The organism is Vibrio algicola (genome assembly GCF_009601765.2).
Taxonomy (GTDB): domain Bacteria; phylum Pseudomonadota; class Gammaproteobacteria; order Enterobacterales; family Vibrionaceae; genus Vibrio; species Vibrio algicola.
The window spans coordinates 21,157-33,376 of sequence record NZ_CP058324.1; the positions used below are offsets into that span (position 1 = coordinate 21,157).

Annotated in this window: 12 protein-coding genes; all 12 read left to right on the plus strand. The window is 38.7% G+C overall.

Features of this window, described 5'->3' with window-relative positions:
* Nucleotides 1–202 precede the first annotated feature (202 nt).
* Entirely contained in the window at nt 203–700 is a 498-nt protein-coding gene (locus GFB47_RS16280) for a hypothetical protein (RefSeq protein ID WP_178306571.1), read from the plus strand.
* A 9-nt stretch (nt 701–709) separates the two neighbouring features.
* Nucleotides 710–1,237, plus strand: a complete 528-nt coding sequence (locus tag GFB47_RS16285) for a lytic transglycosylase domain-containing protein (protein WP_178306572.1) — start codon at nt 710–712, stop codon at nt 1,235–1,237.
* A gap of 43 nt (nt 1,238–1,280) precedes the next feature.
* A complete protein-coding gene (locus GFB47_RS16290; protein ID WP_178306573.1) occupies nt 1,281–1,991 on the plus strand; it encodes a hypothetical protein in 711 nt (236 codons plus the stop codon).
* Nucleotides 1,991–2,992: a CpaF family protein gene (locus GFB47_RS16295; protein WP_225874368.1), complete on the plus strand. Its 1,002-nt coding sequence runs from the start codon at nt 1,991–1,993 to the stop codon at nt 2,990–2,992. Before GFB47_RS16290 ends, GFB47_RS16295 begins: the two co-directional genes overlap by 1 nt.
* A gap of 3 nt (nt 2,993–2,995) precedes the next feature.
* Entirely contained in the window at nt 2,996–3,307 is a 312-nt protein-coding gene (locus tag GFB47_RS16300) for an H-NS family histone-like protein (RefSeq protein WP_178306574.1), read from the plus strand.
* A gap of 962 nt (nt 3,308–4,269) precedes the next feature.
* Nucleotides 4,270–6,075, plus strand: coding sequence for a type IV secretory system conjugative DNA transfer family protein (locus tag GFB47_RS16305; RefSeq protein ID WP_178306575.1), 1,806 nt, complete (start codon nt 4,270–4,272; stop codon nt 6,073–6,075).
* Complete coding sequence (gene mobC / locus GFB47_RS16310) at nt 6,072–6,815, plus strand: MobC family replication-relaxation protein (protein WP_178306576.1); 744 nt, start codon at nt 6,072–6,074, stop codon at nt 6,813–6,815. The genes GFB47_RS16305 and mobC overlap by 4 nt, the downstream gene beginning before the upstream one ends.
* Nucleotides 6,816–6,861: 46 nt before the next feature.
* Nucleotides 6,862–8,361 carry a hypothetical protein gene (locus tag GFB47_RS16315; RefSeq protein ID WP_178306577.1) on the plus strand — a complete coding sequence of 500 codons (1,500 nt, stop codon included), beginning with the start codon at nt 6,862–6,864 and terminating at the stop codon, nt 8,359–8,361.
* Between the two features lie 98 nt (nt 8,362–8,459).
* Nucleotides 8,460–10,853, plus strand: coding sequence for a DNA topoisomerase (locus GFB47_RS16320; protein WP_178306578.1), 2,394 nt, complete (start codon nt 8,460–8,462; stop codon nt 10,851–10,853).
* Between the two features lie 32 nt (nt 10,854–10,885).
* Nucleotides 10,886–11,278 (plus strand): single-stranded DNA-binding protein, encoded by a 393-nt coding sequence (gene ssb, locus GFB47_RS16325; protein ID WP_178306579.1) that lies wholly within the window; start codon nt 10,886–10,888, stop codon nt 11,276–11,278.
* A 59-nt stretch (nt 11,279–11,337) separates the two neighbouring features.
* Nucleotides 11,338–11,652 carry a hypothetical protein gene (locus tag GFB47_RS16330; protein ID WP_178306580.1) on the plus strand — a complete coding sequence of 105 codons (315 nt, stop codon included), beginning with the start codon at nt 11,338–11,340 and terminating at the stop codon, nt 11,650–11,652.
* Nucleotides 11,649–12,200 carry a hypothetical protein gene (locus GFB47_RS16335; protein WP_178306581.1) on the plus strand — a complete coding sequence of 184 codons (552 nt, stop codon included), beginning with the start codon at nt 11,649–11,651 and terminating at the stop codon, nt 12,198–12,200. The genes GFB47_RS16330 and GFB47_RS16335 overlap by 4 nt, the downstream gene beginning before the upstream one ends.
* Nucleotides 12,201–12,220 lie beyond the last annotated feature (20 nt).

A 12,220-nucleotide genomic window follows, 5' to 3' on the forward strand; every position in this document is an offset into this window, starting at 1 on the left:
CCCTCATATAGTAATTTCAGCCTCATCCATTGATGGGGCTTTTTTACACAGGTTTTTTATGATTTACATAATAATGTGTTACACCGTCACACTCCTTGCGACTCATTTGTTTTGGTTTAATACCCCTATAACTCTAACCAACCAACCTCTCAATAGATTACGTATTCGCAATGTATTGAGAATGCTATTACGCCTAATACCCATGATGATATTCATCTTCTTCTTACCGAATATTTGGCTCATTTTTTACTTCAGCGCGTTTGTAGCATTGATTTATTTTTTGCCCCCAACTCTCACAACAGAAAAAAACAATCGTTTGATTTTTCATCCTAATATGAACAATTCACAATGGGATGTTCATTTAAAAAAAACGAATGATACTTTTCACCGTCAACACTACAAATCCCTAGACGATACCTTAACCCATGCCAGAGCATCGGGAGTCACCTATATTTGTTTATCGAGTCCAATGCTGCAAAAGGGCAGCCGTTCCAGACAGCAATTAATATTAGCGAAATTGGTTAAAAAACATGGTGGGTATATTTCATCAGATATTAGTCGAAATGGTTTATTTAACCCCTTAGGTGCTCTAAAGCTCTATGTTTGTAAAAACATATTGAAAATGACCGCGCTAGCAACAATCAATCCGTTTCAATGGCGAACCATTATCATTACTTTGGAACAAAACGAAACTTTATGAGAGGTGGCCATGAAAGTCTTTTTGATATTATGCCTATGCATAATATCCCCTAATCTTTACGCACAACCCCACGATGATTTTCAATCTAACGCTTCATTTCAATCTACATCTAGTAGCTGGCATAGCCAATATGTTCAATCAATTAACGCTCCGGACCTTCCACCTTATTACTCAATTGTTGAACGTTATGCGGGGCATTACGGCGTCCCTAGAGCCTTGATATTTGCAATGATAGAAACTGAAAGCAATTTTAACCCACACGCGAACAGTTCCGCCGGGGCAAAAGGTCTTATGCAGTTAATGGATTTTCATTCTAAACATTGGCACATCAACCCTTACAATCCTGACGATAATATCAAGATAGGCACATACCTTATTGCAAAATTATTAAGAAAATATCATCACTCTTTACCCCTCGCATTGGCGGCCTATAACGCCGGTGATGGTGCTGTTCATAAATATCATGGCGTACCACCGTATCAAGAAACTCAAAATTATATTACACGCATCATTAAAAAGATGAGGCGTTATCAATAGTAGCGTTTTTTTATCCACATTTTTTAAATTAAAGGAATGCAATGTGAATCATGTTTTTAAACCTCTTCTTTATACGACACTATTGGCCCTTCTCACTCCATCATTTTCAGCCAATGCGATCAGTGATGATGAGTGTGCCATTTTAATGTGCGCCCCCGTTGGATTTTTAAATAGCAATTGTAAAGCGGCAAAAAAAGCAATGCATAAACGGATACTTCGAGGTAAACCCGCAATACCACGGTTAGATCAATGCATGATAGAAACGCCGAAAACGGGTAATGATGATATTGATAACTATATATCCAAAAATGAAGATAATGTAGATCCCAACGTTGATATCAAAAGCGGTTATGCCACTTATATAGCCCCTCAATCACATGTTTGTTCCCAAGAAATAACACAAGGAGGTGATAACGCTAGAACCACATATTGCACTCAATACATTAATGTACCCGAGCAATGGATCAAAGATATACGCTGTGAAAAACAAATTAAAGGTTATCTTTCTTTACCACAATTTTGCTCATCAACGATCACATATCAGCAAGCCATTATCGATGGCCAGCTTTCAGGCCATGTTCATTATAGTGATGGTCATCAAGGAGAAGCGGCTCATTATTACGATGATTTAGGCGACTTAATGTTATTTAGTGCCTCGCCAGACCAGAATGAAAGTGCTCAACAACAATATCAGGACCAAGTGAATGCATTAAGTCCAGACGATATCCAAAAATTAAATTCAATAGTGAGATAATGATGACCGCCCAATTTGCTTCCACTGTTTTTGGTGACGTACCTATAGAAAAAGCAACACAATGGCATCTGGTCGAAAATTACTTTGAACCATTAAAAGTGCTATACAAAATGGAGGGGATCACCGAAATTTTCGTAGATAGATTCGACAATATTAATTATGAACAATATGGTGTGATAAAAAAATCAATGGTCACATTTGGATCTGAAAAAGGGTTTAATAATTTAATAACTCAATTATCCTTATGTTTAAATCAAGATATTTCTGAGAAAAATCCCATCTTAAATGCTCGACTCCCTGATTGCTCTCGGGTGTGTTGTACGCATGTAGGTGTGACCCCACAAGGGGCAACCCTCACACTTCGCGTTGCTCCAAAAGATCTCTTAACCATTGACCAGCTTATTAAATATCAGGCACTACCTAAAGCCATGTTTGATGTGCTCATAGAGCACATCAAAAAAGGCAGCAATATTATTGTCAGCGGTAACACTGGTTCAGGAAAAACCACATTATTAAGGGCTTTAGCCAGGTATATTCCACTCACTGAGCGAGTCGTTACCTGCGAAGACACACAAGAGTTATATTTGGACTGGCTCCCTTTCCGGGTATCACTTGAGGCCCCGCAACGTGAAAGTACCAACGTTGAACTTAAAACCTTAATTGAAACCGCACTACGTATGAGACCCGATCGAATATGGGTAGGTGAAATTCGACATTCTGGCGCGGCTGACGCTTTCATCCAAGCGGTGAATACAGGGCACAGTGGATGTGTAACAACCCTACACGCAAATAGCTGCCAAGATGCTGTTGAGCGGATTCAGTATCTAATATCAAGCGCGGGATTGATGAGCTATGAACTTGCGGGTAGGCAAATTACCGGTTCGGTAAATTTGTTTATTCACGCCTCTAGACATCCTAGTTACGGTCGAAAAATTATCGAAGTTATGGAAATGAAAAACCATGAACCCCATTACCTTTACCAATTTAAAGAAGGGCAATAACCCATGAAAACTGAATTTGTTTCTACTATTTTAAATCAACGAAAACTTAAAAAGGCACTAAATGGTTTGTCTTTAAATGAGCTAGAAAGCATTAAAGAAAAGCTTTCTAACATTATCGATGATGTTAAATTGAAAGCATTAGAAGAAGAGGAAAAGGAGCAGAAAGAGCTTTTAAAGCTTGAAGAATTAAAAAATAAAATTGTTCAAAGTGGCGTAGATTTTAATAAGTTATCTAAAATAATGACAACACCTAAGAAACGAAAATCACCAAAACCAATCCCATCAAATCAAGTTAATAGTCACCCCCAAAACTAGCTTATCCATCAAAATCCACATGAGAGCATTGAGCCGGAACAAAGTGCTCAATCGATTGTGGAGTTTGTGGTTAAGCTATCTCAAACTCGGGGCTAAAGTATTTCAAAATGATATTTTTCAATGCCCTAGCATTGTTAAAAATAGTCATGCGAAATATTCAAAAAGTGAACATTTCAATACCTTAGTATTGTTAAATTTTGCTTTTTTCCTTTGCACTGAAAGTTCATCATTTGGCACAAATGTAACAAATGAACTTGGAAGTGCCGCTGTTATCGTAGCCTCGTGAACTAGGCAAAAACATGATGAAAGTAGCGAGTCCCCGAGCGGATGTAATCCTGTTTTTGGCGTTAGTGAGCATGGCATACGATCCTAACCAGAAAAAACATTCAATCGCCCAAGCGCCCCCTTGTGGGGTTTAATTGCTAATGTTTTTATCTGGTGCGGAGCGTCCAGCGTAGCATCTAAAACAAGCGAGTTCCGAGCGCAGGTTTAGATTGGGGGAGCCGAACCAAAACGCCCGCCCTGGCGAATAGGCGAGTCCTCCCTAGAGGACGGTTTTTGGTTTGGGGGCGAAGCCCGGAAAACGTCGACGGTAAGGAGACTACCCTCGTTTTTTCTAGCTGGATTTAGGAAACTTCAAGGTCAAGTCCCCGCAGACCAAAGAAGGAGCCTTAATCCAACTTAAAAAGGGGGGTAGTTGCGTTAGCGACGACGTTTTCCCTTTTCTTTTTTCCTTATAGATATGAAATTTCTTCTTCGTCCAGAAGAAAAATTTTATATCTATAAGGTGTTGATTGAAAACATGTTTTCAATCTTAGTCTTTTAAGGATCCGATTCTCATCGGATCCCCCTCTCACAATAAACTGATAACAACTACTGATAACAACAGGTGATAACACCCGTTATTAGTGATTGTTATCAGTAGTTGTTATCAAAAATCATGAACGATAAAGGTACTTTAGATGCTTGATTTACTCTCCCAAGCACTTCTCAGTGCGTCATTTAATACGATCCTATGGATGTATAAGATCACGTATTCAGGAGGCTTTATATTTGCAATTATTGCCGGTTTATTACTCCCAACCATTTACTTTGATAGACCAGAAAAGGATCACGAATCTGATGTTTCTTTGTATAGGATCTGCATTTTAGGAAGCGGTATTTTTTTCATATTTGGAACGCTATCACCAATCATCATTCCACTAATGGCCACACTTTTTTTAAAAGGAAGACTACCGTCTGATGTTCAATTCTTATTTCCGTTACCAACTTGGTTACTCATCGTTTTAACCATCTTAGGCATTATTTCTCACATTTATTTAAGACGCTGGTTAGTACCAAAACATAACGAGCTGAAAGTGAAGTTAACCCAAAAAACGAAACTTGCTCGAAATGAGAAAACTGACGTACGTGAAATAGCCTCTCACCTACCAACAACTGAACATTATGATCCAATGAAATTCATTGATCTAAATAAAGGAATATTCATCGGACTAGATGAGTTAAGACAACCGCAATATATCCCAATTGAAACATGGCAAACGCAACATGCAGATATAATTGGTACGACTGGAGCAGGTAAAGGTGTTGCTTCAGGTATTCTTCTTTATCAGAGTATTCTTGCCGGTGAAGGCGTTTTTGTTCTCGACCCTAAAAATGATGAATGGGCTCCTCATTTGTACAGAAAAGCTTGTGAAGATGCTGGGAAACCCTTTTTCTTAATCGACTTAAACAAACAAGAATATCAAATCAATTTGTTAGCTGACATCAATGAAGAGCAATTGGAAGAGTTATTAGTTGCTGGATTTTCTTTAGCTGAAAAAGGGGATGTTGCCGACTTTTATCGAATTGATGACCGGAAAGCCGCGCGGCTTTCCGCTAAATTAAAGTTAAGCGAACGAGAAACATTAAGAGCTCTTTACAAAAGTGAATATGTTCAAGGGATCGCAGATACCATCAAAGCCTTCTATGGAAAACTAGAAGAACTTGCTGGATTGAACTCCATCAATGCGGTAAACGGCGTTTCACTGCAAGATATTTTTGATAACGGTGGTTGTTGTTACGTTATTGGTTCAATGCGAAACGGTAAAATCATTGCGGCTCAAAGAATGCTATTAGTTCGATTGCTTCAAATCGCTGAAACCCGTGATCGCATAAATACAAAGCCTCGTCCAATCGCAATTTTCTTAGACGAATTAAAATACCATTTATCTAAACCTGCAATGGAAGGTTTGGGCGCAGCACGAGATAAAGGTGTTCATATTATTATGGCTCACCAATCTATTGCTGATTTAAAAGAGTGCCCCGCTGACTTAAATGGCGACGCGGTTGTTGGTGCAGTTGTTGAAAATGCCAAATTCAAATTGGTTTATAAATTACAACATCCGGATACAGCTAAGTGGGTAGCTGAAATGAGTGGAACTATTTTAGTTGATGATGAAACGAGAAAAGTAGAAACCAATAAAGCACTAACTGAAAGCATCGCTTCAGATAGAAGTATTCGACAAGCGGAACGTAACTTCATTGATACCAACATGCTACTCAATTTACCTAAATTTGTTAGCTTTATTTATTCAGCTGAAAACCTGCCTTTTGCCTCTTTGATATCCCCTATCAAAGTACAAAAGAAAGATCTGGTTTTAAGTATTGCTCCACCTGAAGAAGATTCTGAAGTTCATTTAAATGATCATAACTTATTAGATTTTGATGATGACTTTGATCCTGAAGAGATAGATATAGATGAATTAGAACTAGAGGAAGATAAATGAGCGAACAACTAAAACTATCATTCAGCGAATGCCGACATCGAGGAAATAAAAGAGAGCTAGCAGTTCTAAAATTTTTGTCACAAGACACTTTTAGTGACTTTAAAACCTTAAGTCGAATTTTACAGATAGAAAAAAAAGGTAATGCTTCACGATTCCTAAGTAATATGGTTCGGAAAGGATTAATACTCAAACACGAAACCACATTTGTATCGAGTAAAATTTCCCTTTGGGGAATTACTTTAGATGGCTTGGCCATCGTTGACGAACCATTATTACCCGTTTTTGAACCATCACGAGTTCGGCCCTCTACATTGCAGCATCACCTGGATAACCAATTTGTGCGATTAACATTAGAAAGTAAAAATTGCACAAATTGGATTAGTGGAGATAGAGGCGAATTTTTCAAAAAATTCGAAGTGAAACACAGACCTGACGGACTAATTACTTTGCCATCTGGTCATAATGTTGCCATTGAAACAGAGCGAACCTTAAAGCGGAATAAACAACGATACCAAAGTATCATGACCAGTCATTTGCTTGGTCGTCAAAAAAAGATATGGCAACGCGTTTTTTACGTTGTCCCGACGGCAAAACAAAAAGCAGCACTTCAAATCATGTTCAATGATATTAAGTTCGTCATGATTAATGGCCAACCAGTTAATCTCGAAGAAAAACATTACAACACTTTCAGGTTCTTCACTTATGAAGAACTTGAAAGCCTATCTGAAGTAACTATTTAACTACCTGGAACTCAAAAGTCATATCAAACTATTACAAGGATTTAAAATGAATAAGCCTATCAAGCTTACACAACCTCATCTATCTACCTTACAAAACCAAGCATACTTTATTCGTGATAAATTAATTGATGCACATATCATCTATAAATCTGATATAGATGAAGATAAATGGTTATTAATTTTTGCAAAATCACTAAACCATCAAGATTGGGAACAACTTAAATTTTCTGCTAAAAATGGCAATCCAAGTGAAGACCAGATTATATTTTCAGAACAAACGATAGTACCCATTGCACTTAAATTGAAATCAGTCTTAGGAAGACCCGATCTTGATACAGAAGCTTTACTTTGTATTTTATATAATGCTTGTACTGATTCTGAGTTAAAAGCAATGGGTGAAACTGCTGATTCTATTCCTCCCCTCCCACAAGCTCCCAATTCATACATTCTTGAATTAGGGCCTAATTTTAAGTACGCCAATAAACTGCTGGAATGGTTATGGCCTATAAATTGTATGAGCGTCTCCCGTATACAAAAACTTTACAACGAGCACATAAAAAAGGCTCGTAAAGGTTTATCTAGAGCCGAAGTAAAAGAACGACACCTTGATGTTTATCCTAAGTCTGGTATCCAAGTTGAAACGATCATTGAAGAACTGGTTAACGGGGACTATTGCAAATTTTCGGACAATGGAAAAAGTGTAGTAATAACAGAACGAGGTCATCATTACATGGCTAGTAGATTAACTGATGATTTCGATGAAGAGTGGCAGCAATGGTGGGGCGAGTTTCAACATCACTTCAACCGCATTCCTTACAAATATATAGATGATAATTGGAACCAATACATTCATCTTTTTAGTAAAAATCTATCTCCCGAGCAAGCGGCATACGAGCTACAATGGGGATCATGCTATAAAGAAGCACATGAGGAAGTTAAATTCGCAATTAAAGCACAGCTTGATTTAAACATTGATGAGCTATCAAACAAAAGGATTATCTTATTTGCTCCTAGTGTATTTTTAACACCAGAACTCATCTCTTTGCCTGTAACAGATATACAGTTTGATATAGAAGCACCAAGCTGGGCTATTCCTGACAGTAGCTTTAAAACAAAACGCTTTTGGCCAAATAAACGCTATGTTGCTCCTTATCTTAGAAATACCCCATCTTATAAAGGATGGTATGCAGTGATACCTGATGATTTAGAAACTGATGTTACATACTTTGAAATTACCTACTGCTGGTCAAGCAAATCTGGCGCATTTAAGACCATTAGGCACAGCATGGCTTATCATCTACAAAAAAATAGTAAATCACCAATAGATTGGCTATATGGAAATGCATCGCCTAGCGATGAATACAGCTTCAATAGTGTCTATTGTCTTACTCACGGGAAACCAATATCCCAAGATGAAATGTTGGAACTTGACCGTATTCAATCGGGAATAAGGTCTTTAGAGATAAATAAATCTCATGTGCTAATCGAAGAAGAACGCTATTTAATTGCTTCCAATTCGTATGAATGTGTATACATCCTCACCTAAAATTTAAACCAATTTAAATGATCATATTCATTTAATCCTATTTCATATTCCCCTTTTTAATTCAAATCACTTATTGCTAGAAATAGCAAGGAGCACTCATGCGCGTATTTATTGCAGAAAAACCGTCTCTTGCTCAAGCTATCTTTGAAGGCTTGGGAGGAAATCCAAAAACTCAAAAGAAAAGTGGCTACTATCAACACGGCCAGGAAGTCGTAACCTGGTGTTATGGCCATATGTTGGAATTATTCGATCCAGAAGATTACAACGAAGATTTTAAAAAATGGGTGTTCTCCGATTTACCATTAAAAACGATCACTCCACCAAAGCTAAAACCCAAAGCCGATTCAAAAGCTCAACTCAGCACAATATTAAAATTAATTAAAGAATCGAAATCGATTGTGAATGCTGGCGATCCAGATGAAGAAGGCTGCCTGCTCGTCGATGAAATTTTAACGTATGCGAAAAATACAAAACCGGTAGAGCGCCTTATTGTTGCCGATCTTAATTTAGCACCGGTCAAAAAAGCACTGGCTAACATGCAACCGAATGACAACTTTAAAGGCTGGACGGCGAGCGCCCTAGCGCGGTCGTTAGCCGATAAGAGCTTTGGTTACAATCTTACTCGTGGATGCACGCTAAAAGGTCGTGAAAAGGGCTATCAGGGCGTTTTAAATGTGGGTCGCGTACAAAGTGCGGTAATGGGACTCGTCAACATGCGCACGTTGGCCAACCTTAATCACCAAGAAAGCTTTTACTATGATGTTTATGCCGACATGAGCATTCATGGCCATCATATCAACGCAAAATATCAGACAAAAGAAAGTGATCAAATTGATGAGAAAAACCGTCTGATTTCAGAACCAAACGCCAATCACATCGCTAACCGAAATAAGGACAAATCCTCCCTGGTCACAATAGCGGTAACCAAACCAGAAAATAGTAAACCCCCTTTACCCCTGAATTTATCAACCCTACAACAACTCTGTGCCAAGCAATTTGGTTACAGTGCCACTGAAACACTCGAGATAATGCAAGGCTTATATGAAACCCATAAGCTGCTAACGTACCCACGAACGGATAACCGGTACTTATCTGATGAACACTTTTATCAAGTCAATGATATTAGCCAGGCGATTAGTGACACTATGCCAGAATTAGCCGGCTCTATTTCTGATATGGATACGGATCAAAAACACAAAGCTTTCAATGCCAGCAAAATTGAAGCGCACCATGCCATCGTGCCTACCGTCAAAAGCGGTGCAGACATTAAGCTCAGTGTGAAAGAAAAAAATGTGTACCACCTTGTTGCCATTCACTTCATTGGGCTTTTCTACCCCGATGCGATCCGCAATAAAACAAAAGTTATCTTTGATATTGAGGGCGACCAATTTAATGCCACTCAAAGCGTTCTTGAACAGCGTGGATGGGAAGTGCTTCATAAAGTGTCCAATGATAAAGAAGACGTATTACCGGAGTTTGATTTATCCACGTTGAATTTTAATGAAAAGGCGTATTGTGACTCAACCAAAATAGATAAGAAAAAGACCACCCCGCTTAAGTATTTTACTGAATCAACACTATTGGCCGCGATGACTAGGGCGGCAAAATTTATTGACGATCCTGAACTTCGAAAAATATTAGAAGCAAAAGATGAAGGCAGCAGCGATCAAGGCAGTATTGGTACTGAAGCAACCCGAGCCGGTATTTTAGAAAAGCTCGCCAAAAATACCGCATTAATTTCGATTGGAAAGGAAAAGGGTTACAAGGAAAAAATCTGGAAAACCACTCAACAAGGTCAGGAGTTCTGCGCGGCGTTACCGGATGAAGTCATAAAGCCGGATATTTCAGCTCAATGGGAAGAAAAAAAGGCGTTGATTAAAAAAAGCAAAATGACGGTTGAAGCGTTTATTTCGGATGTTGATGGTTATATTGCTGAACGTATCGAGCATTTAGCGAAAAATGGGATCAATATCAGCGTCGATGCGACCTCATGCCCTAAGTGTGGTGACGGTTTTTTACTTAAACGCAAAGGGAAGAAAGGCGGTAAAGGCGACTTTTGGACATGCAACCAATATCCAGTCTGCAAAACTGCTTTTCCAGATAAAGCCGGTAAACCACAACTCACCGCCCCTAAAAAAACCAAAACAACCATACCGGAAGATGCGCCCACTTGCCCTGTTTGTCACAAGGATAAATTAGTGACTCGTACCGGAACCAATGGCAAGTTTTGGGCTTGTACCGGTTATCCAAGCTGTAAAACAACCTACCCCGATCTCGATGGCCAACCGAACTTAGAGCCAAAGCCAAAATTCAAACCGTCAGAAACCGAATTTTGTCCTCAATGTAAAAAGGCACTCGTTCGACTGTCGGCTAAACGCGAGGGTGTTTTTTGGTGGCGCTGCTCAAGTAAAGCCTGTGATATCAAATTTTTTGACGATCCAAAAACAGAGCTGCCTAACTATGAAAAAGGCGCTATTGCGCCGAGTAATTAACGTATAACAATAATGATATACAAGGAGACGATATGAGAGGCATTAACAAAATAATCTTAGTTGGTTATACCGGAGAAGATCCTTCCACCCATGAATTCCCTGATGGCGGTAAGTCCGTAGAATTCACGTTGGCCACAAAAGACACCTGGAGAAACAAAACAACCGGTGTACAAGAAACCGTAACGGATTGGCACAAAATCAAAGTAAAAGGAAAATTAGCGGAGTTTGCGGAAAAGTACATCAAAAAAGGCGCACCTTTATACATTGAAGGAAAAATGAAAAACCGCACCTTTGGTGAAGAAGGCAACAAAAGAACGATTTCGGAGGTCGTGGTTCAAGGTTTTGATGGAAAAATAGAGCTTTTACCGACTGGCCAATCTGTTGAAGTTCAACCTGAAAGCCCGTTAGATTTTGATGACGAATAACGTATAACATTAATGATATACACTCATCTTTATGATGAGTGTGCTTTTGGAGGAAAGGTATGCAGAAATACTATCGCGAGAATGAGATTTTTATCGGGCTTGATGAAGACTCGATGCCGATGTTTATTCCGTTGAATATCTTCATGTCTGATATAATCGAAAAAAAAATCAAGTTGAAGAAAAATAGCCAAGGTGTGAGCCTCAAAGTATTATTCGAACAAGTTCACCAGGCGAATGAAAATTTAAAACATAAACGCTCACATAAAGTAAAAACGGTAACAATTCAAACACGGCCAACCGAGAACGATAAGAAGAAAGCCTCTGAGTTAATGACCGCTTTTGAGTCCCTTCTACAAGCAGGTAATAAACAATGAAAGATCATAACGCGCCTAAATTCATCCTCCACACCAAAAAGCTCGCGACTATCTGGAACCCTACTTACTTTGAAAAGAAAGACGTTAAGTATGTCACCGGAGAACTCATCTTTAATAGTTTGTTTTCGGTGGCTTGTTTTGCCACTAACGTTTCAACTGAGCCGAGTGAAAAGCTCTTTGCCTCTAAGGTTTGTGTGAAAATTGTCGAGAGAATGAAGCGTGTGACGGAAAAACTGGCGAGTATGCGCTATTCGCTAGAAGAAAAAAGCAGTGGCTTTTTTGTTCGACCTTTTGAACCTGACCGCTCTTTTGTTATGTCTTACGATCAATCGAGATTAGGAAAAGAAACCACGTTATTAATGAAATTATTCATGCAACTGGATCTGCATTTCATTTTGTTAAATCGTTATCGATACGAGCAAGAAATCACTCCTGATTTTTGCACAAAGAAGCGTAATGAAACCTACAACTTACTCGCAAGCTGCTTGAATGATTTACATATTATGTGTATGCAGTTTCATAAGGTAAGAAAAAACCCATCATTATAATGATGGGTTGATATCATAAG